18 protein-coding genes are annotated in these 26999 nt (G+C 59.9%); 14 read left to right on the top strand and 4 right to left on the bottom strand.

Translation table 11 applies throughout. The features are described from left to right. Positions 1-19 precede the first annotated feature (19 nt). The 9 genes from ssnA to xdhC all read left to right on the top strand — a co-directional run bounded on the left by ssnA (position 20) and on the right by xdhC (position 13810). Positions 20-1348, top strand: a complete 1329-nt coding sequence (gene ssnA, locus ACB034_RS02670) for a putative aminohydrolase SsnA (protein WP_371172005.1) — start codon at positions 20-22, stop codon at positions 1346-1348. Positions 1349-1428: 80 nt separating this feature from the next. Next, a complete protein-coding gene (gene ygfM, locus ACB034_RS02675) occupies positions 1429-2205 on the top strand; it encodes a molybdopterin-dependent oxidoreductase FAD-binding subunit (protein ID WP_225632509.1) in 777 nt (258 codons plus the stop codon). Further along, complete coding sequence (locus ACB034_RS02680; RefSeq protein ID WP_371172006.1) at positions 2202-5099, top strand: molybdopterin-dependent oxidoreductase Mo/Fe-S-binding subunit; 2898 nt, start codon at positions 2202-2204, stop codon at positions 5097-5099. Before ygfM ends, ACB034_RS02680 begins: the two co-directional genes overlap by 4 nt. 94 nt (positions 5100-5193) lie before the next feature. Next, positions 5194-6696 carry a nucleobase:cation symporter-2 family protein gene (locus ACB034_RS02685; RefSeq protein ID WP_042069271.1) on the top strand — a complete coding sequence of 501 codons (1503 nt, stop codon included), beginning with the start codon at positions 5194-5196 and terminating at the stop codon, positions 6694-6696. A gap of 36 nt (positions 6697-6732) precedes the next feature. Then, positions 6733-8049 (top strand): guanine deaminase, encoded by a 1317-nt coding sequence (guaD, locus tag ACB034_RS02690; RefSeq protein WP_042069273.1) that lies wholly within the window; start codon positions 6733-6735, stop codon positions 8047-8049. Positions 8050-8408: 359 nt separating this feature from the next. After that, on the top strand, positions 8409-9734 hold the full coding sequence (locus ACB034_RS02695; RefSeq protein WP_201939808.1) for an NCS2 family permease: 1326 nt from the start codon (positions 8409-8411) through the stop codon (positions 9732-9734). Positions 9735-10135: 401 nt separating this feature from the next. After that, positions 10136-12454, top strand: coding sequence for a xanthine dehydrogenase molybdenum-binding subunit XdhA (gene xdhA / locus ACB034_RS02700; protein WP_371172007.1), 2319 nt, complete (start codon positions 10136-10138; stop codon positions 12452-12454). Continuing rightward, positions 12447-13325, top strand: coding sequence for a xanthine dehydrogenase FAD-binding subunit XdhB (xdhB, locus tag ACB034_RS02705; RefSeq protein ID WP_371172008.1), 879 nt, complete (start codon positions 12447-12449; stop codon positions 13323-13325). Before xdhA ends, xdhB begins: the two co-directional genes overlap by 8 nt. After that, the gene (gene xdhC / locus ACB034_RS02710; protein WP_371172009.1) at positions 13322-13810 is read left to right on the top strand and encodes a xanthine dehydrogenase iron sulfur-binding subunit XdhC; all 489 of its coding nucleotides are present in this window, start codon (positions 13322-13324) and stop codon (positions 13808-13810) included. The genes xdhB and xdhC overlap by 4 nt, the downstream gene beginning before the upstream one ends. An 85-nt stretch (positions 13811-13895) precedes the next feature. Here the strand turns inward: xdhC and ACB034_RS02715 are convergent, their stop codons facing one another. Continuing rightward, positions 13896-14435 carry a glycine zipper 2TM domain-containing protein gene (locus ACB034_RS02715; RefSeq protein ID WP_042069279.1) on the bottom strand — a complete coding sequence of 180 codons (540 nt, stop codon included), beginning with the start codon at positions 14433-14435 and terminating at the stop codon, positions 13896-13898. A 446-nt stretch (positions 14436-14881) separates the two neighbouring features. On the opposite strand from ACB034_RS02715, the gene ACB034_RS02720 reads away from it, so the two are divergent. Beyond that, the gene (locus tag ACB034_RS02720; RefSeq protein ID WP_224209690.1) at positions 14882-15070 is read left to right on the top strand and encodes a hypothetical protein; all 189 of its coding nucleotides are present in this window, start codon (positions 14882-14884) and stop codon (positions 15068-15070) included. Between the two features lie 53 nt (positions 15071-15123). On the opposite strand, the gene ACB034_RS02725 is transcribed toward ACB034_RS02720, so the two are convergent. Further along, entirely contained in the window at positions 15124-16650 is a 1527-nt protein-coding gene (locus ACB034_RS02725; RefSeq protein ID WP_201977775.1) for a YfcC family protein, read from the bottom strand. A 658-nt stretch (positions 16651-17308) separates the two neighbouring features. On the opposite strand from ACB034_RS02725, the gene ACB034_RS02730 reads away from it, so the two are divergent. Further along, positions 17309-18928: an acyl-CoA synthetase gene (locus tag ACB034_RS02730; protein WP_371172010.1), complete on the top strand. Its 1620-nt coding sequence runs from the start codon at positions 17309-17311 to the stop codon at positions 18926-18928. Positions 18929-18973: 45 nt separating this feature from the next. Here ACB034_RS02730 and ACB034_RS02735 read toward each other — a convergent pair whose 3' ends face one another. Together ACB034_RS02735 and ACB034_RS02740 are read right to left on the bottom strand one after the other, a co-directional pair. After that, the gene (locus ACB034_RS02735) at positions 18974-20257 is read right to left on the bottom strand and encodes a diguanylate cyclase (protein ID WP_371172011.1); all 1284 of its coding nucleotides are present in this window, start codon (positions 20255-20257) and stop codon (positions 18974-18976) included. 500 nt (positions 20258-20757) lie between these two features. Next, complete coding sequence (locus ACB034_RS02740) at positions 20758-21336, bottom strand: alkylphosphonate utilization protein (RefSeq protein ID WP_042069286.1); 579 nt, start codon at positions 21334-21336, stop codon at positions 20758-20760. A 229-nt stretch (positions 21337-21565) separates the two neighbouring features. On the opposite strand from ACB034_RS02740, the gene ACB034_RS02745 reads away from it, so the two are divergent. From ACB034_RS02745 to ACB034_RS02755, 3 genes are all read left to right on the top strand, one after another. Next, entirely contained in the window at positions 21566-22750 is a 1185-nt protein-coding gene (locus tag ACB034_RS02745; RefSeq protein ID WP_371172012.1) for a methyltransferase, read from the top strand. A 327-nt stretch (positions 22751-23077) separates the two neighbouring features. After that, positions 23078-24526: a chitinase gene (locus ACB034_RS02750; protein WP_371172013.1), complete on the top strand. Its 1449-nt coding sequence runs from the start codon at positions 23078-23080 to the stop codon at positions 24524-24526. 761 nt (positions 24527-25287) lie between these two features. Continuing rightward, positions 25288-26997 carry a beta-N-acetylhexosaminidase gene (locus tag ACB034_RS02755; protein ID WP_371172014.1) on the top strand — a complete coding sequence of 570 codons (1710 nt, stop codon included), beginning with the start codon at positions 25288-25290 and terminating at the stop codon, positions 26995-26997. The last annotated feature ends 2 nt before the right edge of the window (positions 26998-26999 follow it).

Genomic DNA, 26999 nt, shown 5'->3' on the forward strand with positions numbered 1-26999 from the left:
ATAAGCGAAGGAGCAAACCATGTTTATTCTGAAAAACGTCACCGCCGTCCAGCTGGAGCCGACCCGGGTGTTGGAGGGGGTGGATATCGCCATCGAAGGTTCCCTTATCAAGGCGGTAGGCCCTAATCTGCGGGCCCTCTACCCGGAGGCCAACTACCGGGAGATGGGGGGCAAGCTGGTGATGCCGGGCATTGTCTGTGCCCACAACCACTTCTACTCCGGCCTGTCGCGGGGGATCATGGCCAACATCGCCCCCTGCCCGGACTTTATCTCCACCCTGAAAAACCTCTGGTGGCGGCTCGATCGGGCGCTCGACGAGGAGTCCCTCTACTACAGCGGTCTCATCTGTTCGCTCGAGGCGATCAAGAGCGGCTGCAGCGCGGTGATCGACCACCACGCTTCGCCCAATTTCATCAAGGGCTCCCTCAATGTGCTGCGCAAAGGGTTCATGGAGGCGGGGCTGCGCGGCATGACCTGCTTCGAGACCACGGATCGCAACGGGGGGTTGGCCGAGCTGCAGGCCGGGGTAGAGGAGAATATCCAGTTCGCGCAAGCCATCGATGCCGCCAAGGCCAAGGGGGACGAACCCTATCTGGTGGAGGCGCACATCGGCGCCCACGCCCCCTTCACCGTGCCGGATGAGGGGCTGGCCATGCTGCGCGAAGCGCTGCAAGTCACCGGCCGTGGTCTGCATATCCATGTGGCGGAAGACCGCTACGACCTGGCCCATGGCCACCACCGTTATGGCAATGAGCCCATCGCCCGGCTGGACGCGTTTGATCTTGTCGACAGCAAGTCGCTGATTGCCCACGGCATCTATTTGAGCCCGGCTGACATCGAGCTGCTCAACAGCCGCGATGCCTTCCTGGTGCACAACGCCCGCTCCAACATGAACAACCACGTGGGCTACAACATGCACCTGCCACAGTTTCGCAACCTGGCCCTTGGCACCGACGGCATCGGCGCCGACATGTTCGAAGAGCTCAAGTTTGCCTACTTCAAGCACAGGGATGCGGGCGGGGCGCTGTGGCCAGACAGCTTTGCCCGGTTCCTGTGGAACGGCAACACCCTGCTCGAGCGCAACTTCGGTGCCCAGTTTGGCCGACTGGAGGCGGGTTACAAGGCCGACCTCACCATCTGCGACTACGCCGCACCGACTCCGCTGGCGCCGCGCAACCTCGGCGGCCACCTTGCTTTTGGCATGGGCTCATCCTCTGTCAACAGCGTGATGGTGGAGGGGCGTATGGTCTATCAGGATCGCGAGTTCGCCTTTGACGTCGAGCCCATTTATCAGCAGGCCAGCAAGGTGGCAAGCCGCCTGTGGCAACGGATGGACGCGCTGGCCTAGGGCCGCCGTTTGCAGATTTGCACCGGATTGCCCGCCCTGTGGAACGTCCCGGCGGCGGGCAGCAAGAGTAAGGACGACACATGATTGAACAATTCTTCCGACCCGAGCAACTGGGCCAGGCGTTGGCCCTCAAGGCCCAGTTTGGCAACGACGCCGTCTACATGGGGGGCGGCAGCAAGCTCAACGCCGCCCCGACCCGCACCGACAAGAAGGTCGCCATCTCCCTGGAGCGGCTCGGCCTTGGCCAGATTGAGCAACAGCATGGCCAGCTCCACATCGGCGCCAGCGTCACCCTGCAAACCCTCAAAGATGATCCCCGCACCCCGGCCGCGTTGGGCGAGGCGCTGGGATTTGTCTACTCCCGCCATCTGCGCAACCAGGCCACGGTCGGCGGCGAGCTTGCCTGCCAGCAGCAGGACTCCCCCCTGCTGCCGGTGCTGCTGGTGCTCGAAGCCGTGGTGGTGCTGGAGAACAACCAGCTGCAGCCCATCGACGCCTATCTGGCCGGCCAGCGCAAGGAGCTGGTGTTGGGGGTGGTGCTGCCGGAACCCGACCTGCGCTGCGCGACCCGTCGCATCAGTCGTAACGCCGACGGCCTGGCCGTGATGACGGCGGCGGTGGCCCTCGATGCCCTTGGCGAGATGCGGGTCGCCCTGGCCGGCGTGACGCCGCAGCCCATGCGGTTGCGTGATGTGGAGCGGCGCGATCTGCACGATGCGGCGCTGGAGGCGGCGGTGAGCGAGCTGGTCACTCCGCGTGCGGATCTCGGTGGCAGCGTGGCCTACAAGCGCTATATCAGCGGCGTGGTGGTGGCGGATCTGCTGGTGGAGTGCCAGCAGCAGGAGGTACAGGCATGATGGAACTCAACTTCACCCTGAACGGTGCCCTGCGCACCGTCATTTGCCCCGCTGGCGAGAATGCCCAGCGGGTGCTGTTCAACCAGTGCCGGATGCATTCGGTGCGCAACAGTGACGACGGCTTCGGCTTTGCCGGCTCCGACGCCATCCTCTTCAATGGCAAGGTGGTCAACGCCTCCCTGCTGATCGCCGCGCAACTGGAAGGGGCCGAGGTGCGCACCGCCGAGTCGCTGGGCAGCTGGAACCAGCTCAGCCTGGTGCAGCAGGCCATGGTGGATGTGGGGGTCGTGCAATCCGGTTACAACGATCCGGCCGCCTCCCTGATCGTGACCGACCTGCTTGATCGCCACCCGAACCCCACCCGTGATCAAATCGACGATGCGCTCTCTGGCCTGTTCCACCGTGACGGCGGCTACCAGCAGTTCTACCAGGCCATCGAGCTCGCCTGCTCGCGGATGAAGGATCCGGATTACCTGTGCCAGATCGCCCCCGAGTTTCGGGGCGACTTGCGCCACATCGGCAAGAGCTGCCCGAAGGTGGACGCCGCCAAGATGGTGCAGGCCAAGCCCTGCTACGTGGAGGATCGGGTCACCGAGGATGCGTTGGTGATCAAGATGCTGCGAAGCCCCCATCCCCATGCCCTCATCACCCGGCTCGACGTGAGCCGCGCCGAAGCCATGCCGGGGGTGGTGCACGTCATCACCTACCGCAACTGCCCAGATGTCTACTACACCCCGGGTGGCCAGAGCGCCCCCGAGCCGTCACCGCTGGATCGCCGCATGTTTGGTCGCAAGCTGCGCCACGTGGGGGACAGGGTGGCCGCCGTGGTGGCCGAGAGCGAAGCCATTGCGCTGGCGGCCCTCAAACTCATCGAGGTCGAGTATCAGGTACTGCCGGCAGTAATGAACATCGATGAGGCGATGGCCCCCAATGCGCCGTTGGTGCACGACGAACCCATCGTCTACATGGCCGGCGCCCCGGCGGATCTGGAGGCCCAGAACGCCAACGCCGTCTATCGCGATGACGAGCACATGATCATCAATTTCCCCATCGGGGCTCGCCCCCATGAGAACCAGGCCGCCAGCGTCCATGGCCAGATTGGCGATGTGGCCAAGGGCTTTGCCGAAGCGGATGTGGTGCTGGAGCGCACCTACGAATCCACCCAGGCCCAGCAGTGCCCGACCGAGCCGCACATTTGCTTCACCTACATGGATGGGGAGCGCCTCATCATTCACGCCTCCACCCAGGTGCCCTGGCACGTGCGCCGTCAGGTGGCGCGCATCGTCGGCATGAAGCAGCACCAGGTGCACGTCATCAAGGAGCGGGTAGGGGGCGGCTTTGGCTCCAAGCAGGACATCCTGCTGGAGGAGGTGTGTGCCTGGGCGACCAAGGTCACCGGCCGTCCGGTCACCTTCCGTTACACCCGTGAAGAGGAGTTCATCAGCAACACCTCCCGCCACGTAGCCAAGGTGACGGTGAAGATAGGAGCCAAAAAAGATGGCACCCTCACCGCCATCGACATGGATTTTCGTGCCAACACAGGCCCTTACGGCAACCACTCATTGACGGTGCCAAGCAACGGCCCGGCGCTCTCCCTGCCGCTCTATCCGTGCGACAACGTGCGTTTCACCGTCAACACCTACTACAGCAACATCTGCCCGACCGGGGCCTATCAGGGTTACGGTGCGCCCAAGGGCAACTTCGCGCTGACCATGGCCATCGCCGAGCTGGCAGAGCAACTGGGCATCGATCAGCTCGAGATGGTGGAGCACAACCGGGTCCACGAAGGGGACATCCTCAAGGTGCTGGGGGCCATCGGCGAGGGCAAGATGCCTACCTCGGTGCCCCATGCCGCCAGCTGCGCCCTCGAGCCCATCCTGAAACAGGGGCGCGAGCTCATCGCCTGGGACAGCCCCAAACCTGCGGACGGGGATTGGCGCATCGGCCGTGGCGTCGCCATCATCATGCAAAAATCGGGGATCCCGGACATCGATCAGGCCAACTGCATGGTCAAGCTGGAATCTGATGGCACCTTTATCGTCCACTCCGGTGGCGCCGATATCGGCACTGGCCTCGACACCGTGGTGGCCAAGCTGACCGCCGAGGTGCTGGGTTGCCCGCTCGGCGATGTGCATGTGATTTCCGGCGACACCGACCACGCCCTGTTCGACAAGGGGGCCTATGCCTCTTCGGGCACCTGCTTCTCCGGCAACGCGGCCAAGAAGGCGGCCGAGAACCTCAGGGAGAAGATCCTGTTTCATGGCGCCGCCATGCTGGGCGAACCGGTGACGGATGTCGAGCTGATCTACCCCGGGGTGGTGCGCGGCAAGATGGGAGAGGTCTCCCTTGGCCAGATCGCCCACAAGGCGGAGACCGGCACCGGCTTTGGCATCCTGGTGGGTACCGCCAGCTACATCACCTCGGAGCTGGCCTTCCCGTACGGGGCCAACTTCGCCGAGGTGGCGGTCAACGTGCGCACCGGCGAGATCCGCCTCGACAAGTTCTACGCCCTGCTCGACTGCGGCACTCCCATCAACCCCGAGCTGGCCCTTGGCCAGATCTACGGCGCCACCATGCGGGCCATCGGCCACTCCTTGACCGAGGAGATCTGCTACGACGGCAAGGGGATCCCGCTCACCCGGGATCTCAAGAGCTATGGTGCGCCCAAGATTGGCGACATCCCGCGCGACTTCAGGGCCTTCCTGGTACCGAGTGACGACAAGGTCGGTCCTTACGGCGCCAAGTCCATCTCGGAGATCGGGGTCAACGGCGCCGCGCCCGCCATCGCCACCGCCATTCACGACGCCTGCGGGATCTGGCTGCGCAAATGGCACTTCACGCCGGAGCAGATCCTGCGTGAGCTCGGCAAGCTGGAGCAACAAACGGTGGCATGACAAGAGAAAAGGTGAGGGGCGGGCGCAGGCTCGCCCCGACACCTGACAGCGGAATGAGTACTCCGCCCATATTCTGTGTGATGGGACAATCAAGATGTCTAAAACAACACGCAAGCACTCGGACCTGATTTACGAGCTGGAAGACCAGCCCCCCTTTTCGCAAACCCTGATGGGCGCAGTGACCCATCTGCTGGCCATTTTTGTGCCCATGGTGACCCCGGCTCTCATCGTCGGCGGGGCCCTCGGCCTCTCCACCGAGACCACCGCCTATCTGGTCTCCATGGCGATGATCGCCTCCGGCATCGGCACCTGGTTGCAGGTGAACCGCTACGGCCCCATCGGCTCGGGCCTGCTCTCCATCCAGTCGGTCAACTTCTCCTTCGTTACCGTGATGATTGCGCTCGGCAGCGCCATGAAAAAAGATGGCCTGCACGAGGAGCTGATCGTCTCGACCCTGCTCGGGGTCTCCTTTGTCGGCGCCTTCCTGGTGATGGGCTCCTCCTTCGTACTGCCTTACCTCAAGCGGGTGATCACCCCGACCGTGAGCGGGGTGGTGGTGTTGATGATTGGCCTTAGCCTCATCAAGGTGGGGATCATCGACTTTGGCGGCGGCTTCTCCGCCATGAGTAGCGGTACCTTCGGCAAGTACGAAAACATCGGCCTGGGGCTATTGGTGCTCTGCGTCATCGTCGCCTTCAACTGCAGCAAGAGTCCGCTGCTTCGCATGAGTGGCATCGCCATCGGTTTGCTGGTGGGATATGTGGTGGCCCTGATGCTTGGCATGGTGGATTTCTCCCCGTTAAATGATCTGCCCCTGGTCACCATTCCGGTGCCGTTCAAATACGGCTTTACCTTTGATGCCCACGCCTTCCTCTTGGCGGGTACCATTTATCTGTTGAGCGTGCTGGAGGCTGTGGGGGACATCACCGCCACCGCCATGGTCTCGCGCCAGGAGATCCGCGGCCCCGAGTTTCAAAAACGGCTTTCCGGCGGCGTATTGGCGGACGGCCTGGTGTCGGTGATCGCCTCGGCCCTCGGCTCCCTGCCGCTCACCACCTTTGCCCAGAACAACGGCGTCATCCAGATGACCGGGGTGGCCTCGCGCCACGTGGGCAAGTTTATCGCCGTCATCTTGGTGCTGCTGGGACTCTTCCCCGTGGTGGGGCGCTTCTTTACCACCATACCGTCCCCGGTGATGGGGGGCGCCATGACCATCATGTTCTCCATGATCGCCATCGCCGGTGGCCGCATCATCATCAGCCACGGCTTCGATCGCCGCGAGACCCTGATCGTCGCCACCTCGCTGGGCCTGGGGCTCGGCGTCTCCTACGACCCGAACGTCTTCAAGGTGTTGCCCGCCGGCATCTACATGCTGGTAGAGAACCCCATCTGCGCCGGCGGCATCACCGCCATCATCCTGAATCTGGTGCTGCCCCCGAGCCGCAAGCGCAAGGTGCTCAAGGGCGCCGAGGGGGTGGAAGTGATCCAACTCAGCGACAAGCCGGACAGCGCCTTTCAGACCGCCCCCGCCAGCCGGGAGGCAGTGCCCAGGGTAGAGGAAGCAGGGGGGAGTGAACCCGGGATAGAGCGGGTCTGAATCTCATTACAGAACGATAAAAACAGGGACAAGGTTATGAACTACGACAACTCAGTCAAAGCCATCCGTGGCAGCTTTTTTGACATCACCCGGGTGGTGGATCACCCCGAGGAGATAGAGGCTCACGCCCGCCTCGTCGAGGATGGGCTCCTGATCATCCGCAACGGCTGCATCGACTGGTTCGGTCAGTGGGAGGAGGGCAAGGGGCGAATCCCGACCGAGGTGCGGGTGCGTGATTATCGCGGCAAGCTCATCGTGCCGGGCTTTGTCGACACCCACATTCATTACCCCCAGAGCGAGATGGTGGGGGCCTATGGCGAGCAGCTGCTGGAGTGGCTCAACCAGCACACCTTCCCGGCCGAGCGGCGCTACAACGATCGCGAGTATGCCCGCGAGATGTCCACCTTCTTTATCAAGCAGCTGCTGCGAAACGGCACTACCACGGCGCTGGTGTTCGGCACCGTTCACCCCGAGTCGGTGGATGCCCTGTTCGAGGCTGCCAGTCGCATCAATATGCGGATGATCGCGGGCAAGGTGATGATGGATCGCAACGCCCCCGATTATCTGCTCGATACTGCCGAGAGCAGCTATCTGCAGAGCAAGGCGCTGATTGAGCGCTGGCATGGCAACGGTCGCCTGCTTTATGCCATCACACCACGATTTGCCCCCACCTCGACACCCGAGCAGCTGGCGATGGCAAAACGACTGCGTGAGGAGTACCCCACCACCTATCTGCACACCCATCTGTGTGAAAACAAGGAGGAGATCGCCTGGGTCAAATCCCTCTTTCCCGAGCATCAGGGTTACCTCGACGTCTATCACCAGCACGGTCTCACCGGCCACAACTGCGTGTTTGCCCACTGCATCCACCTGGAAGAGCAGGAGTGGGATTGCCTCAAGGAGACCGACTCCACCATCGCGTTTTGCCCTACTTCGAACCTGTATCTCGGTAGCGGCCTCTTCAAGCTGCACAAGGCTTGGCACAAGCAGGTGAAGGTGGGGATAGGCACCGACATCGGTGCCGGCACCACCTTCAACATGCTGCAGACCCTCAACGAGGCCTACAAGGTGATGCAACTGCAAAGCGAGCGCCTCTCGGCCTATCAGGCCTTCTATCTCGCCACCCTGGGGGGCGCCCATTCACTGGGGCTGGACGAGAAGATAGGCAGCTTTGCCACGGGCAAGGAGGCGGATTTCGTGGTGCTCGACCCGGTCGCCACTCCGCTGCAGCAGCTGCGTTATGACAACTCCACCACCTTGCGCGACAAGTTGTTCGTGCTGTTGACCCTGGGGGATGACAGATCCATCTACCGCACCTATGTGGATGGCCAGCTGGTGCACGAGCGAGGGTAGGGAAGGCAACGGGGCGGCGTGAAGTTGCCCCAGAGAACACGAAGGCTGGCGAACCCGCAAGGGGCGCCGGCATCGCAAACACCGGGGCCAGACCCCGGGACACAAGGGGAAATGGCCCGGTTTTGTTGACCAGCAAGGCAAACGTTTGAATCTGCCTGTCATCTGGTCTTGGCGCTGCGACAGGCCCGCAGGAGAGACCCGCAGTGAGTACCGCCATTTCGTCACGACACGCATGTCGTTACAACACATTCAGGTGTTTTCGAAAGGAGTTGGGTATGACCCAGGCAAACAGCAGGATACGCAGTGTGCAAGAGCAGGCCGGGCAGGAGGTTGGCGAGGCCGGATCAGGACAAACACCCATGGGGGCGCTCGATCGCTTCTTCATGATCAGCGAGCGGGGCAGCAACGTGCGCCAGGAGGTGCTGGCCGGGCTCACCACCTTCCTCGCCATGGTCTATTCGGTGATCGTGGTGCCCAGCATGCTCGGCAAGGCGGGCTTTCCCCCCGGCGCCGTCTTTGTGGCTACCTGTCTGGTGGCGGGCTTTGGTTCGCTGCTGATGGGGCTTTGGGCCAAGCTGCCCATGGCCATCGGCTGCGCCATCTCGCTCACCGCCTTTACCGCCTTCAGCCTGGTGCTGGGGCAGCAGATCTCCATCCCGGTGGCCCTCGGCGCGGTCTTTTTGATGGGGGTACTCTTTACCGCCATCTCGGTGACCGGAGTGCGCAGCTGGATCCTGGATAACCTGCCGATGGGGATCGCCCACGGCACCGGCATCGGCATCGGGCTCTTCCTATTGCTGATTGCCGCCAACGGGGTGGGGCTGGTGATCAAGAACCCGCTGGAAGGCTTGCCGGTGGCGCTCGGGGCCTTTACCTCCATGCCGGTCATCATGTCCCTTATCGGCCTTGCGGTGATCTTCGGCCTTGAAAAACTGCGGGTGCCGGGCGGGATCCTCCTGGTCATCATCGCCATCTCCATCTTCGGTCTCATCTTCGATCCGGCGGTGACCTATCAGGGGCTGTTCGCCATGCCGAGCCTGGCGGATGCGCAGGGCAACTCCCTTATCTTCAGCCTGGACATCATGGGAGCCCTCTCGCCCCTGGTGCTGCCCAGCGTGCTGGCGCTGGTGATGACGGCGGTGTTCGACGCCACCGGCACCATACGGGCGGTGGCGGGCCAGGCCAATCTGCTGGACAAGGATGGCCACATCATCAACAGCGGCAAGGCGCTCAGTGCCGACTCTGTCAGCAGCATCTTCTCCGGCCTGGTGGGGGCGGCGCCGGCCGCCGTCTATATCGAGTCGGCGGCGGGCACGGCAGCGGGCGGCAAGACGGGGCTCACCGCCACCGTAGTGGGGGTCTTGTTCCTGCTGATGCTGTTCCTCTCGCCGCTCTCCTACCTGGTGCCGGCCTATGCCACCGCGCCGGCCCTGATGTACGTCGGGCTCCTGATGCTGAGCAATGTCACCAAGCTTGATTTCAGTGACTCCGTCGGGGCCATGTCCGGCCTGGTGTGCGCCGTCTTCATCGTGCTCACCTGCAATATCGTCACCGGCATCATGCTGGGCTTCAGCGCCCTGGTGATCGGGCGCGTCTGCTCCAACGAGTGGCGCAAGCTCAACCCGGGCACCGTTATCATCGCCCTGGCCCTGGTGATTTTCTACGCTGGGGGGTGGGCCATCTAGGGATGCCTACCCGTTTCGGGGCCGCCGCCAGGCGGCCCCGTTTTTTTGTGGGGAGAGGGGAATTTTTGGCAACAGTGGTTGGCTTCTCTTGCCAGTGTGGCAAGAGAGCGGGGCGCCTCTTTTTGCTATGTGAAAAGAGAGTCAGAGCCCCTTTGGCTGCAAAGATCTGGCCGCTACCATTTTGATAAAGCCGGCTACCAGATTGATACGCCCGCTCTTTATGCTCCCCTTGTTTGCCACCATGCTTGCCTGCCAACAATTACATCGGGGGCAAGATATTCAGGCAGATGGGATCCCCTTCACACTTCTTGCCATCCTCCCGCTCCCATGGGGAAACGGGCGCATATCTTGCTGTTTTTCATCTGGTTCTGGAATTTTCCCATCTGAAAAAGGACTGGATCATGTCCATAGGATTACCCCTCAAGCGGGTGGATGCCGAGGCCAAGGTGACCGGCAGCGCCCGCTATACCGATGACAACATCATGCTCGGCATGCGCCACGCCAAGTACGTGCGAAGCAACATCGCCCACGGCAGGGTGCTCGCTATCGATGCCTCCGAGGCGCTGGCCCTGCACGGGGTCGAAGCCGTGTTTACCCATGAGGATGTGCCCGCCACCTGCTATCGCACCGCCGGTCACGCCTGGTCCCTTGATGAGGCCAAGCGAGATGTCAAAGACCGGCGTCTGCTCACCGACCATGTGCGCCACTTCGGCGACGGGGTCGCCATCGTGGTAGCCCGCGATCCCCTGGTTGCCGAGAAGGCCGCCGCCCTGGTCAAGGTGAGCTACGAGCCGCTGCCGGTGATGACGGATGCCCGGAGCGCCCTGGCTGACGATGCCCATCCCATCCAACCCGGCGGCAACCTGCTGCGGCAAAGCCAAATTCGCGCGGGGGAGCCGGAGCAGGCCATCGCTGCGGCAGATGTTCAGTTCAAGGGCCACTATCAGACCCCTGTGGTGCAGCACTGCCATCTAGAGACGGTCACCTGTTACGCCTACATGGATCAGCCGGATCATATCGTGGTGGTCTCCAGCACCCAGATCCCCCAGATAGTGCGCAGCCGGGTGGCCAAATCCCTTGGCCTGCCCTGGTCGAGCGTGCGGGTGATCAAGCCCTACATGGGAGGCGGGTTTGGCAACAAGCAGGATGTGCTGGAAGAGCCGATGGCGGCGTTTCTGAGCTACAAGCTTGGCGGCGTGCCGGTCAAGGTGACTTTGAGCCGGGAGGAGTGCTTCTTTGCCTCCCGCACCCGCCACGGTTTTGCCATCGACGGCACCCTCGGTATCGACCGGGATGGCACCCTCAAGGGGTATCAGCTTGACGTGCTCTCCAACACCGGCGGTTATGCCTCCCACGGCCATTCGATTGCCAGCGCCGGCGCCAACAAGATCAGCTACCTCTATCCACGCAGCGCCTTTGGCTACGATGCCAAGACCTTCTACAGCAACCTGCCCACCGCTGGCGCCATGCGCGGTTACGGCGCCCCCCAGGTGGTGTTTGCCCTCGAGTGCATGCTGGATGACGCCTGCGCCGAGCTTGGGCTCGACCCGCTCGCCGTGCGTATCGCCAACGTGGCCCGCGAGGGGGACGTCAATCAGGTCAACCAGAAGACCATCTACAGCGCAGGGCTCCCCGAGTGCCTGCGTCGGGGGGGCGAGCAGTTCGAATGGGCGCGCCTGCGGGCCAAGTGTCTGGCGCAGGATCCGGCGAGCCGGGTACGGCGCGGGGTGGGGGTGGCCTGCTTCAGCTACGGTTCCAACACCTATCCGGTGGGGGTGGAGATCGCCGGCGCCCGCATGCTGCTCAACCAGGATGGCACCGTCAATTTGCAGATCGGCGCCACCGAGATAGGGCAGGGGTCGGATACCGTCTTTGCCCAGATGGCGGCCCAGACGTTAGGCATTCCGTTTGAGCAGATCCGGGTCATCTCGACCCAGGATACCGACATCACCGCCTACGATCCGGGCTCGTTCGCCTCGCGCCAGAGCTATGTGGCGGCCCCCGCCATCCATCAGGCGGCGCTGCAACTGAGGGCCCGCATTTTGTCGCTGGCGGCCCAGCTCTGCCATCAGGATGTGGGATCGCTCACCCTGATCGACGGCTACGTGGTGCTGGCCGGTGCGCCGGACAAGGTGCTTATCAGCGTCGCCGAGGTGTCGGTCAACGCCTACTACCACCTCACCATCGGCGGCCAGATCACCTCGGAGGTCTCCCACAAGACCACCACCAACCCGCCGAGCTTTGGCTGCACCTTCGTCGATCTCAGTGTCGACATCGATCTCTGCAAGGTGACCATCAACCGCATCCTCAACCTGCACGATGCGGGCAAGATCCTCAACCCGCAGCTGGCAGAGGGGCAGGTGCACGGCGGCATGGGGATGGGGATCGGCTGGTCCCTGTTTGAGGAGATGATCATCGATGCCAAGAGCGGAGTGGTGCGCAACCCCAACCTGCTGGACTACAAGTTCCCCACCATGCTGGACTTGCCCGAACTCGAGTGCGACTTCGTCCAGACCCATGAGCCCCAGTCGGTCTATGGCCACAAATCCCTGGGTGAGCCGCCCATCATCTCCCCCGGCCCGGCCATTCGCAACGCCATCAGGATGGCCACCGGTGTGGCCATCAACGAGCTGCCCATCACCCCCAAGACCCTGTTTCGGGAGTTTGTCGCTGCGGGTTTGATCACCGAGGGCACAAGGGAGGAGCAACCCCATGTTTGATATTGCCCGTTACTACAAGGCCCACAGCGTGGCCGAGGCCGTCGCCCTGCGCCAGGCCGACCCCGAGGCGCGTCTGCTGGCCGGTGGTACCGACGTGATGATCCAGCTTCATCACCTCAACCCTGCCTATCGCCATATCGTCGATATTCACGACTTGCCCGAACTCAAAGGGGTGAGCGAGGGGGCCGACGGCTCTATTCGCATCGGCTCTGGCACCACCTTTACCGAGCTGATTGAAAACGAACTGGTACAGCGCCGCCTGCCGATGCTGGCGGAAGCCGCCGCCACCATCGCCGGCCCGCAGATCCGCAACGTTGCCACCTATGGCGGCAACATCTGCAACGGCGCCACCAGCGCCGACTCGGCGGCGCCCACCGTGGCGCTTGAGGCCGAGCTGGAAATCGCCGGCCCGGGCGGCACGCGCCGCATCCCCATCGCCGGTTTTCACACCGGCCCAGGCAAGGTGGCGCTGCAACCGGCGGACATCCTGGTGGCATTTCACTTTGCCCCGGACGCGCACCCCCATGCGGGATCCCACTACTTCAAGTACGCCATGCGGGGTGCCATGGATATCGCTACCATCGGCTGCGCCGCCTACTGCCAAATTGAGGATGGTCACTTCAAGCGCCTGCGGCTGGCTTATGGCGTGGCGGCCCCGACGCCGGTGCGCACGCCCCACGCGGAAGCGGCGGCCGAGGGGCAACCCCTGACCCGGGCGACGCTGGCAGCGATCGCCGAGGCGGTGGTGGCCGATGTGGCGCCGCGCTCCTCCTGGCGGGCGGAGAAAGAGTTCCGCTTGCACCTTATCAAAACCCTGGCGCAGCGGGTTGTCGCCTGCGCCGTCGAACGTGCCGGAGGCCAGATCCTATGATGCAACCGCAAAGCTGTCCCACTGTTGCGATCCAGTGCGAGATCAACGGCAAACCCTACTCCTATGCGGTCTCGCCCAGTGTGTCCCTGCTTCACTTTCTGCGCGGGCAGGGGCTTATCAGCGTGAAAGAGGGGTGCAGCGTCGGCGAGTGCGGCGCCTGTACCGTGCGGGTGGATGGCGTGGCCCTCGACAGTTGCCTCTATCTGGCGGTGTGGGCCGATGGCAAATCCATTCGCACCGTGGAGGGGGAGCGCAGAGGTAACGAGCTCTCCGACGTGCAGCAGGCCTTTATCGACGAGGGGGCGGTGCAGTGCGGCTTTTGCACCCCGGGATTGGTCATGGCGAGCGCCGCCCTGCTCGACAAGACAGAGCGCCGTCCGCTGACCGAGGCGGAGATCCGCCGCGGGCTGTCGGGGAATCTGTGCCGCTGCACCGGCTACCAGAACGTGGTGCGGGCGGTGAAAAAGTGCTGCAGGAGTGAGTGACCAGGCGCTTCACCTGCAAGCCGGATAGATAGCAAAAGGCCCGCCTTCATCAGGCGGGCCTTTTTATGGGGGATGGCAAGGGAACTCACCCCTTTTGCTGATCGATCACCAGTTTGCCATCCTTGACCGGGATGGTGGCTCCCGGCGCCTTGTCCATCCGGATCACCCCTTCCTGCCCCGCAAGGCGGTAGGTGACGTCATAGCCCAGAGTGCGGGTGCTGCTCTCCTGCACGGTTTTGCAGCGCTGCTCCGTAGTGGTGTAGGTATCCCCCGCCTGCATGTTGCCCTGCACCTGGTTGCCGGCATAGCCACCCGCGACTGCACCGGCGGCGGTCGCCACCTTCTTGCCACTGCCGCCGCCAAACTGGTGGCCGAGCACACCGCCAAGCGCCGCCCCCACCACTGTGCCCAGCACCTTGTGTTCATCCTGCACCGGCTTACGGTGGGTCACGGTGACGTTGCGACACTCCTGACGGGGCGTCTTGATGGTTTCGGTCACCGGCTTGCTGGCGATCACCTCGGCGAAGGTGGGCTCGGGGGTGAAGAAACCACCGCTGGCCGCAGCCGACAACGCCAGTGCCGATGTAATACCGATCCCGATCCCCGCCATCATGGACTTGTTCATCTTCTCTTCTCCTGCAATCTCAATCTGGGTGCTTGGCTAGCCTGTATTCATCTTGTCAATAGTGCCCTGGTCGGACAAGGCGAGCCGGGGCTGGCTGCGACAGCCGCTGACAAGGTCAAAAAAACGCCACTTCAAAAAGTGTCTGGCTTTGGCGACAACGGCGAAAAAATCGCCGCGAAATGGCGATGTCGAGGGAACAAGAGGGGGCATGGGCCTATTGTGAGTCGCATTTTGCAATCATCTGGCATGTTGATGGCCTCGGGCGAGGCTTGTTGGGTGGTTCGAGAGCCCTGGGCGTGGGGATTGGGGACAAGGTGTCGATCCGGCAAGGCTTTTGCAGCGTATGTGGCAAGAAGCGGAAATAAGTCAGGGCAGATGGATGGCGCGTTGACGCAGAGTCACAGCCAATCCGGGACCTGATACTGAAAGAGTGAGAAGGGGGACTTATGTCACTGTTACCCAGCTGGATCACCCCGGCCATCCAGGCCAATGTCATCACGATGCAGCAAGCCGAACGACTGCTCGCCTCCCTCTATCAGCCGCTGGCGGCAGACGGGGAAGAGTTGCCCGCCGACCTCGCAGACATCAGCCTCAAGCTCTACTGTTTTCGCCAGCAGGGACGGGTGCGTCACTAACGCCGGCATAAAAAACACGCCGCCCTGCGGCGGCGTGTCACGGCATTGGCCGATCAGGCCAGCATCACCTGCAGCACCAGCATCAGGGCGCCAAAGCCCAGCACGAAGCCCACCATGGGCAGCACGAACTTGACCCACTTGTTGAACTGGATGCCGAGCATCTGCAGGGTGACCAGCACCAGGCCGGTGGGGGCCAGGAACAGCATGGCGTATTGTCCCCAGTTATAGGCCGACACCACTATGTAGCGCGGGATCATCACGGTATCCGCCAGCGGCGCCATGATGGGCATGGAGAGCACCGCGAGCCCCGAGGAGGAGGGCACCACCAGTCCCAGCAAGGTGAAGACCAGCATCTGGCTCACCGCGAACACGGCGCCGTGCATGCCGGAGACCAGGTCGGAGGCATAGGCCAGTATGGTGTCCGAGATCATCCCCTGATCCAGCACCAGGTTGACCCCTCGCGCCAGCCCTATGATGAGGGAGACGGCCACCAGCTCGGAGGCCCCCTGGGTGAAGGCTTCGACCGCCTCTTTCTCCTTCAGTCCCGAGATGAAAATGATGATGATGGCGATGGTGAGGAAGGAGGCGGCCATCTGCGGGAACCACCAGCCGGCCATGGAGACGCCCCACACCATCAGCGGGAAGGCGAGGATGAACAGGGTCAGGATGATCTTGCGGCGCAGGGTGAAGGGCACGCCCTCATCCATGGAGCCCTCTTTCAGGAAGCGGGCCCGGAAGCTGTCTCTGTCCTCATAGGTGTAGGAGAAGGCCGGATTGGCCTTGAGCTTCTTGCAGTACCAGTAGAGATAGGCGATTACCACCAGGGTGCCCACCAGGCAGCCGACCGCACGGAAGATGAGCCCCTCGGTGAAGGGGATGCCGGCGGCATTGGAGGCGATCACTACGGAGAAGGGGTTGATGGTGGAGAAGGTGGTGCCCATGGAGGCGGCGAGGAAGATGGCCCCCACACAGACGATGGAGTCATACCCGAGCGCCAGGAAGATGGGCACCAGGATGGGGTAGAAGGCGACCGCCTCCTCTTCCAGCCCGCAGGTGGTCCCCCCCAGCGCCATCACCAGACAGACCAGGGCCACGAACAGGAACTCGTTGCCTTGTGTCTTGCGCGACAGTGCCACCAGGCCCGCACTGAAGGCTCCCGTCTTGTTAATGACGCCGATAAGCCCACCGAGCACCAGGATGAAGACGATGATGTCGGCCCCCTCTATGGTGCCCTTGACCATGCTGACCGCCACGTCACCAAGCCCCTTGGGGGCCTGCTCCAGCCGCTCATAGGTGCCGGGAATGGCGATGGGCTTGCGAATGGTGCCGTTGATGAACTGGGCAACATCGATATTGATATTCAATTTTTCAAGCTCGGCCTGGGTGGCGGGCACCCGACTGGTTTCCCCCTGCGGTGTGTTGACCATCAGGGTAGCGCTGGCGGGATTATAAGAGAGTTTGGCATAGGCTCCCGCCGGAATAATCCAGGTGAGGGCAATAGCCAGCAACATGATCAAAAACAGAATGGTAAACGCAGTGGGGAATTGTCTCCGGGTCTTGGTATTCGGCTCGGCACACATAAAATGCTCCTCGATAAAGCAGGTTAAGGTTCGGCGGAATATCGGGTCGATAGGGTTCCTTCGTCATGACAGAGAAGTGCGCAGTTTGACTGCCAGCTGCGCACTCGTTGGCGAGAAATCTGGCCTGATATTGAACATCCGGTGGATTGTTTCAGGACGTAACCATAACGTGCTGGAAAGGGAATGAACATGGTACTCACTCGGCTTTATGGGCTGGTTCACAGAATATATTTATGGCGATCGCAAACGTTAATTTCATGTTATTTGGTACATCGCAATACTTATTTCATAATTATTCCTGACGTCGCCTTTTAATTTATTGTCGGGTGATGACTGGATGAAAATTAATATATCTGGAGTGCGTATTCGGCTTGCTCCGAACCGCTCGCGCTATATCAATATTCAGCACAGGGAACAGGCTTGGGGGTTGCCCGAATGAGAGCTTGAAAAAAGACCCGCTCAAGATGCCGCACTCACGCTTTTAAAGCCTCATACAGATTCCAATACGACGTTTTGCTAATGGTTGCCACCCCTCCTCCCTGATACCCTGCCATTTTCGCAAGAGACCCACCCGAAGCATGATGCCCGGGTGCGGTGCCCGGTCTGTACCCGGACCGGATGAGCTCCCGCTTTGTGCCATATGTGAGGAAGGAACCCGATGACAAAGCAGAACATCTATGAAATGGGCCTTGAGCAGACATCCGCCAATTTCGATCCCCTGACCCCCATCAGCTTTCTGGCGCGGGCGGCCCGCGTCTATCCCGACTATCCGGCGGTGATCCACGGCCCCTTGCGCCAAACCTGGGCTCAGACCGAACGGCGCTGCCGTCAGCTGGCCTCGGCCCTCGGCCTGCACGGTATCGGCGAGGGGGATACGGTATCCATCGTGGCCCCCAATACGCCGGCCATGTTCGAAGCTCATTTCGGGGTGCCCATGAGTGGCGCTGTGCTCAACACCATCAACACCCGGCTCGATGCCGACGCCATGGCGTTCATCTTCCAGCATGCCCAGAGCAAGGTGGTGCTGGTGGACCGGGAGTTTGGCGCCGTGGTGCAAAAGGCGCTAGCACTTATCGAGAGCAAGCCGCTGCTGGTCGCCATCGATGATCCCCTCTATCAACAGGGGGAGATGATAAGCGAGCTCACCTATGAAGCTTTTGTCGCCATGGGGGATGGTGAAGCGCCCGGCTGGCTGCCAGAGGATGAGTGGCAGGCGATTTCCCTGAACTACACCTCGGGCACCACCGGCAATCCCAAGGGGGTGGTCTATCACCATCGCGGCGCCCACCTCAATGCAGTCAACAACGTGCTCTCCTGGGAGCTGCCCAAGCATCCTGTCTACCTCTGGACCTTGCCGATGTTCCATTGCAACGGCTGGTGCTTCCCCTGGACGCTGGCCGCGACCGCCGGGGTGAGCGTCTGTCTGCGCCATGTGCAGGCGGCGGCCATCTATGAGGCACTGCACGAACACAAGGTGAGTCACTTCTGCGCGGCGCCCATCGTGCTCAACATGCTCAACAATGCCGATCCGGCCCTCAAGCAGGGACTGGATCACCCCATCAAGGTGATGACGGCAGGGGCGGCGCCTCCTGCCACCGTGATCGCCGGCATGGAGGCGATGGGGATCGCTGTGACTCATGTCTATGGTCTGACCGAAACCTATGGCCCCTGCGTGCTGTGTGAACCGCAGCGAAGCTGGCAAGGGCAGGATGCCACCACGCTTTCTCGCCTCAAGGCTCGCCAGGGGGTGGCATCGCCGCTACAAGGCGAGATGCGGGTCATCAATCCGGTCAGTGGCGAGGTGGTCCCCAAAGATGGCAAGACCATGGGGGAAATCGTGCTGCGTGGCAACGTGGTGATGAAGGGGTATCTCAAGAACCCGGCGGCCACCGCAGAGGCGATGGCGGAGGGGTGGTTCAGGAGCGGCGATCTGGCGGTGTGGCACCCGGACGGTTATGTGGAGATCAAGGACAGATCCAAGGACATCATCATCTCGGGCGGGGAGAACATCTCCAGTCTGGAGGTGGAGGATGTGCTCTACCGTCATCCCGATGTGGATGAGGTGGCGGTGATCGCCATGCCGGACGAGAAGTGGGGTGAAGTGCCTTGCGCCTTCGTCAAGCTCAAGGAGGGGCGTGAGGCGAGTCAAGCCGAGCTTATCGCCTTCTGCCGCGAGCAGATGGCCCACTTCAAGGCGCCCAAGCGGATCATCTTCACTCCGCTGCCCAAGACTTCCACCGGCAAGGTACAAAAATTCATGCTGCGCCAGCAGCTGTAAGAAAAGTGACGGGGTGGGGGGCTTCCCCTCACCCCCGGTTATTGCTCAGCAGGCGATGCAATTGCGGCCAATCTGTTTGGCCCGATAGAGCATCTGATCGGCGCGGGCATAGAAGCTCTCCATCGACTCCCCGTGCTCGTTTTGTACCAGACCTGCGCTGATGGTGATGACGAGGCTGCTGCCATCGGGCAGTGTCAGCGGTTTGTTCATGACAGTATGCCGTAACCGCTCCGCCAGGGAGGCCGCGGCCGTCAGGTGGGTCTCGGGTAGCAGGATGGCAAATTCGTCCCCCCCGATCCGGGCCAGCACATCTTCACTGCGCAGCACGGGTTGCATCACCTGACTCAGATGGATTAAAGCCCTGTCCCCCAGCGGGTGGCCGAAGCGATCATTGATGGTCTTGAACTGATCCACGTCCATCAGGATCAGCACCGAGTGGCTGTGATGGCGGGTGTTGAAGTTCAGCTGTTTGTCGCACAGCTCGAAGAAAAACCGGCGGTTGTAGAGTTCGGTCAGGCTGTCGCGCACCGACTGGGCGTGCAACTGCTCCTTGAGATGGTGCAACTCCGTGATATCGGAGGAAAAACCGATCAGGGTAGGGGTGCCATTGGCCAGGACAAAGGGCACTTTCACCGACCAGTAGTAGTGCATCTTGCCCTGCTCATCGAACAGGCACTCCTCGCCGGCCTGGGTCTCACCGGTCGTAAATACTTTCCCATCCATCTGCTGCAACTGGGCGGCGATCTCCGCCGGCAAGAGATCATCGTCGCGCATGTTAACCATCTGCTCGGGGGGCATGCCAAACAGCTCAGAGGTCTTCTGGTTGACGTAGAGGTAACGATGCTGGGTGTCCTTCATGTAGATGTAGGCATCGACGTGGGCGAGGATGATCTCGAGCAGTTGGTGCTGCTCCGCCAGCTTGGCCTCGATAGCCTTGCGCTCCGTGATGTCGGTGGCGATGCCGCACAGGCCGATCAGGCGCTCCTCATCGTCGTACATCGGTTTTTTGACGCTCAGGTAGATGCGCGGCTCACCGGTCGCCTTGATGTAGTTGATCTCCTCGTCGGCGACGGTGATCTGCTGCTCCAGCACCTGGCGATCGTTGCGCCGCAGGGCGTCCGAGTCATTCAGGTTGAAAAAGCGACTGTCATCCTGCCCCTGCAACTGGGTCAGGGTACAGCCAAACAGATCCAGCACCGCCTGGTTGGCATAGGTGTAACGTCCGGCCAGATCCTTGGTGAAGATGTAGGCGCCAATCTCGTTGAAGATGGCTTTGAGCTGCTGCAGCTCTTGCTGGAGCTGGATGAGTGAAGCGGGAGGTTCCTGCATGAGTATATGGCCATCCTTGGAAGACACGATGGGATGGGTGGCAAAGGCGCCCACACCAACGCGCATCAATACTGCTAAATTAAGCTCCACTATCGGAAAAAATAGTGAATTTTCCGCGCCTTATGAGCTATGTCACAATGTTGTCAGTAGTCGAAACAAAAAAGACATCATATGAGTCTTTGTTTGTGCTACCGAAAGAGACGATTGTCGGCGCGTCCGTTTCCGCCGCCATTCATGTAGGCACACTCATGTTATGGATATTGGTGTCTGTGGTGTGAAATCGCCACTTAAGGGGCGAAAAACGGGCTAAACGGAAAGGAGGTTTGACGGTGAGCCGAGGGGGCCGAAATCCTGCTTAGGTCTGTCTGTAGTGGTCTAATACAAGCAGCATCACAGGAGGCAAACATGGCGCAATAAAAAAGGATGGCGCCGAAGCAACCACCCTTTCTGTGGTGTCAGCCCGGCATCATGGTTGCCGAGGGACATACTGTATGCCGGAATCAGGCCTTTTTCAGGTAGGCGGCAACCAGCACGATCTGCACGCCGTTGACCTTGCCTTCGATGTGCAGCGGGTTGTTAGTCAGGCGGATGCCCTTGACCAGGGTGCCGCGCTTGGCGGTGAAGCCAGCGCCCTTCACGTCCAGATCCTTGATCAGGGTGACGGAGTCGCCCTCTTGCAGCACGGCGCCGTTGGAATCGACGGTCGGTACGCTGTCGTCATCCTCATCGGCCATGCCCGCTTCGGCCCAGGCCTTGGTCTCGTCTTCCATGTACATCATGTCCAGCAGATCCTGGGCCCACACTTCGCCCTGACCGGACAGGGCCTTCAGCTGGCGCCATGCCATCACCTGTACTGCCGGCACCTGGCTCCACATGCTGTCGCCCAGGCAACGCCAGTGGTTGACCACCAGAGTGTCCGGTTGTTCCAGCTGACCACGGCAGGTGTCACAGAGGGCAACGCTGTGATCATCGTCGCTGGCGGGGGAGTGAGGTACCACGAAGGCAGTCAGCTCCTGCTCGGCGCTGCACAGTTCACACTTGGCGCCCGCGCGCGCCTGCAGAATGGCGTTGATGGTCATGTTTTTGGTCCCATTGCTATTGGTAAAACGGCCCGCACCAGGCTTGCCGCGTAAAAGAGGGGGCGGAATATAGCATAAAACCCTGTACTTTGTCAGGTTGAGCCTGGACGTTGCGGTGAGGGTGATGATTTTTTGTCTGTAAAAAGCGCCATTGACGCCGTGGCGGGAGTGCATTTTGAAGGGGGATCGCTAGAATGAGCCTCCTTTTTGCTGCTGGATAAGGGCTCCCGTGCTGGCTCAACGTTTTCAACAACTGGATCGACTGCTTACCCGGCACAGGCGCTGGTGGCAATATCAACCCTACCACCACCTGACGATGCCCTTTACAGAGGAGGCCCCCGAGCTGGTGGTGCAGCTCAATGAGCTGACCTGCGAAGAACTCGAGGCGCTCGATGGGGACATGGATGCGCTGGCACGCCTGCTCGCGCCCTGGATTGCGGAGGGTCCGGAACTGCAACAACTCAGTCGGCTTGAGCCCTTCACGCCCGAGCCCATTACTTGCAGCAAGAGCATGGCGAGCCACATTCCTGGGCGCAAGCAGGCCCAGATAGAGGCCTTCACCGCCAGCCTGCCCCCCCATCAGGGACCTTATCTGGAGTGGTGTGCGGGCAAGGGACACCTTGGCCGGCTGGTATCGCTCCATCGCAAGGCCCGGGTATCGAGCCTGGAGCTGCAGCCACAGCTATGCGAAGAGGGGCGTCAACTGGCCGAGCGCGACGGGGCGACCATGACCTTCACCTGCGCCGATGCCTTTTCCCCGGACTCCGCCCTGCTGCTGGCCCCGGAGCACCACGCCATGGCCCTGCATGCCTGCGGCGAGCTGCATACCCATCTGCTGGAACGGGTTGCCGAGCGCGGGGCGCGCGGGGTGACCATCTCCCCTTGCTGTTATCACCTGATCCGCAGTGCCGACTATCGGCCGCTGTCGGCGCTGGCCCGGGCAAGTGTACTGCGCCTGAGCAAAGCGGATCTCAAGCTGCCGCTGCAGGAGACGGTGACCGGTGGCGCCCGCATCACCCGTCTGCGTGAGCAGGAGGTGGTGTGGCGACTGGCGTTCGACTGCCTGCAGCGCCAGGTGCGCGGGGTAAACGCATATCTGCCGGTTCCCAATATGCAAAAAAGCCTGCTCACCGGCTCTTTCGAGGCATTTTGCCAATGGGCAGTTGCACGCAAGGGAATGGTATTGCCTGAGGACCTCGATTATCCCGCCTTTGTAGCGCAGGGTGAGCGCCGTTTTGGCGATGTGGCCCGTATGGAGTTGGTACGCCACCTGTTTCGCCGCCCCCTCGAGATCTGGTTGGCCCTCGATCGGGCGCTCTTCATGCAAGAGCAGGGCTATCGGGTCGAGGTGGGGGAGTTTTGTGCCAAGCCCATGACCCCGCGCAACATTCTGATCCGCGCCTGGCGTCCCTGAGGGGGTGATGAGAGGGGCTTCGAGCCTCTCTGCTCCATGAGGACACCATTCTATGAAGACACAATTAGGCACTGGCGTACATCTTCTCTGACAGGGGTATCAGGCTCAGGGTGTCCGCCTCTTTTTAAGCATGCGATGTGCTCTCTTCTGGCTGCTTGGCGGCACATTTTCAGGGAACTGCACCTCATCTGACGATCCTTTTGACGAAAATGGGCTCAAAGTGAATCCGCTCACACTTCTGATTAATTCTTAATTTTCATCGTGAATTTAGTCGCCCGAGTCCCTATGCTCGGGGGGCCATTCATTGAGGGACAAAGGAGTGTAGTGATGCTAAGACGCAGATATTGCGCCTGCTTGGTCGCAGCCATGTTTGCCGCGCCCGGTTATGCCGCCATGAATATCCAGCCCGATCCGCAAAATCCGGGGGGCTACCTTATCTCGGCGGCGGACGTGAAGGCGGTAGAGCAACAAAAGACCGCCAATCCCATGTACGCCATCTGGTCCAAGGCGCTGGCAACTCGCCCCAATACAGTAGTGGATGCCATCGAGCCTGCCCTTGCCAGCAACCCGGAGAACGTCAAACGGGTGGAGCGGGTCTTTCCACAGGCCGAGTGGGATTTTCTGACCCAGATGGCTGCGCCTGAATATACCTATGTCCGTTTCTTACGGGCCATCGGCAAGTTCCCGGCGTTCTGTGGTGATTACAGCGACGGTCGCAATGCCGACGAGATCTGCAAAAAATCCATTGTGACCGCCTTCGCTCACTTCGCCCAGGAGACGGGTGGCCACATCGCCAAAGACAACATCTCCGATAACCCGCTGGCACTGGAAGAGTGGCAGCAGGCATTGGTACACGTGCGGGAAATGGGCTGGTCGGAAGGGCAGACCGGCTATACCACTGGGTGTGGCCAGAACGACTGGCAAAACAAGAAGTGGCCTTGTGCCACCGGACAGGGCTACTTTGGCCGCGGGGCGAAGCAACTTTCCTACCATTTCAACTATGGCGCCTTCTCGGAAGCCATGTTTGACGGCGATGCCAGCGTATTGCTCAACAACCCGGGCCTGGTTGCCGACTCCTGGCTCAACCTGGCCTCGGCAATCTGGTTCTTCCTGACCCCACAGGCCCCCAAACCGGCCATGCTGCACGTGATCGATCGTACCTGGGTGCCCTCGACGCGAGAGACCAATGCCGGGATTGGTTATGGGTTTGGCACCACCATCAACGTCATCAACGGCGGCATCGAGTGTGGCGAACAGAACAAGGACAAGGGCCAACCGGTTAACCGGATCCGCTACTGGGAAGGGCTCTCCGCTCACTACCAGATCCCCCTCAAGAGTGACGAGAAAAACACCTGCTGGCAGCAGACGCCCTATGGCAGCCTCAATCTCAATGGCGCCACCGACGTGCTCTACACCAACTGGGATGGCAACTGGAAATACTACCCGGATCGCCCTGGGGGTTACTCCTTCGAGTGCGAGCTGGTGGGCTTCCAGACTGCCTATTCGGCTCTGGTGCCCGGAGACTACGAGAAGTGTGTGACCAACCTCTATGGCTCCCACGCCAGCTGGCCCAAGGTGCGGATCGTGGAGACATTGCCTGTACCGCCAGTTGATCCGGGTGAGCCACCTGTGGGCGGGATCCCGGCCTGGGATGCTGGCAAGGTCTACCAGGGGGGTGACAAGGTGAGCCACAAGGGCGTCGTCTATCAGGCCAAGTGGTGGACACAAGGGGACGATCCCGTCAAGGGGGGCCCCTGGGCGCCAGTCAGCCAGTGATGAGCGATGAATATTACTCGCGAGCGTCAGTTTGGTGCTGACTAAATGAAATTAATTGAGCAGCTGTAAGTCAAGAGGGAGGCTTGGTGCCTCCCTCCTTATTTATGCCGCCGGTTTGCCAGATACGAGATATCTCGCCATAGCCAAACCAGAGCGACATAGATAAGAGATAATGAGTGGTGGAATAGTGGAAGGTTCTTTATCTTCGGTACTTCTCAATACACTGAACATGTTGAGACTGTTGTAGCCGGTGTGATCATCATCAAATCGTTTGTGCAGGGTGCGTATAAAACTGTCGCATGCGCAATAAATACTCATGTAACTGACCACTGGGGTGTAAATGCACTATATCGGCGGTCTGCCACCAGATAATCGAGCAACACATCTTAAACTCACCTTCAATCTCATCAGCGAGATGAGATTAGTGTCACATATTATCCGGATACAACATGTTATGCATGTTAAATATACCTTGGATTCAAGCTAGTTAATCATATTAACAATAAAGAATAGCGAGCGATGAACAATGCTCCCCAACCTCATGAGATTAAATGGCTGGAGGGTGATGATAAGACAATGATGGTTCAGATATAGCAGTATTTTCTTCTCGTTATTGATGACAATGTGAGTTGTCGTCGAGTGAATGTAAACGATGTATATGGTTGAGTGACAAAATGACGGAGGGTGGAATGGTAAGACATTTCATAAATGATTCAATCTCATAGAGATATCAATTCTTTCAGGGAGGTTAGACGGTTATCATGGCTAAAACTAAAACAGTTTATTACTTGCTGGCAGTTTCAATAGCACTGATTGTTGTTCTACTGGTGCTTGCAGGATGCAATAATGACTCATCTGATACTGGCAAGCCTGTTACTCCAGAAGTTCCAGTTGTCTCGGTTATTCCAGCACCGGTAAAGCTTGAGCAAACGGAAGGTGGCTGGACGGTAGATAATACGGTGAGTATTGTCTATGAACAAAATACGGAGTTAAAGGATGAGGCTACTTATCTTGCTGATAAGCTTAAGCAGAATAATAATTTAAGCCTCAATATAAAGGAGTCTCCGGTTGATGACTCAACCAAGACTGAAAAATCTATCATTCTCTCTGTCGAAGCGTCAGCCACCGTATCCGAAGAGGGTTATAAACTGAATATTGTTGATGGGCAGGCAAACATTATTGGTAATACAGAGACGGGTGTGCTGTACGGCATTCAAACATTATTGCAACTCTTGCCATATGAAAAAAATACGTTGCCAATTGTCAGCATCATCGACTATCCAAAATTTAGCTGGCGTGGTATGCATCTTGATGTGGCACGAAACTTCTTCAGTGTTGACAATATCAAGAAATTCATAGACCAGCTGTCATATCATAAACTTAATAAATTTCATTGGCACCTGACGGATGATCAAGGGTGGCGGATTGAGATCCGTGACTGGCCAAAACTGACGGAAGTGGGTGGCTGCCGTGCATCAACACCGCCTTATGGGGACAGAACAGGGTCAGATGGTCAACCAACCTGTGGCTATTACACACAAGAAGAGATAAAAGAAGTCGTTGCGTACGCCAAGAGTCGGCATGTGGAAGTGATCCCCGAGATCGATATGCCAGGCCATATGGCGGCGGCCGTGGCAGCCTACCCTGAATTGGGCGTGACGGATACCACGGAACCCTTTAAGCCAGAAGTCAAAACAACATGGGGTGTACACCCTTATTTGCTGAATACAGATGTGGCAACATTTAGGTGGGTTGACCAAATATTCACCCAGATAGCCGAGCTGTTTCCCAATTCTCGCTATGTCCATTTGGGGGGGGATGAGGCGACTAAAGAGCAATGGAAAACATCCAAGTCAGAACAAGACAGGATTAAAGAGCTAAAACTCTCTGATGAGAATGGTCTGCAGCGTTGGTTTGTACGGGAAGTAGAAAAAACTATCAACAGCAAAGGATTCACCGCTGTTGGTTGGGATGAAGTTATGGAAGGTCGTGGAGTGGAAGGGGATGACATATCGAAGAATATGGTTGTGATGGCTTGGCGAGATAAAGATAAAGGCAGACTGGCAGCAGAAAGAGGGAACCCGGTTGTGATGGCTTCAGGGCTGTATTTTGATCATTATCAAGCACCAGAGAAGCAGGAGTTGGCGAAAGGGGTTGAATATGAGGCAATTTGTTGCCTGACAACATTACAGGATGTCTACAACTATGATCCTATTCCTCCCAAATTGGCTATTGAGTACAGGGGTAATATTCTTGGAGCACAGGGTCAGCTCTGGTCTGAGTATATGCATAGTTGGGACAAGGTTGAGTATCAAGCGTTTCCAAGGATGGCAGCACTATCCGAAATGTTATGGACACCGAAAGAAAGGCAAAACTATGAGGACTTTAGAGGACGCTTGAACAGCATGCTGGCTTATTATGAACGTGAAAATATTCGCTATGGCGAGATTTACGATGGCCCCAAACAGTAACA

It is taken from the genome of Aeromonas sp. S18(2024), assembly GCF_041402525.1.
Taxonomy (GTDB): Bacteria; Pseudomonadota; Gammaproteobacteria; order Enterobacterales; family Aeromonadaceae; genus Aeromonas; species Aeromonas enteropelogenes.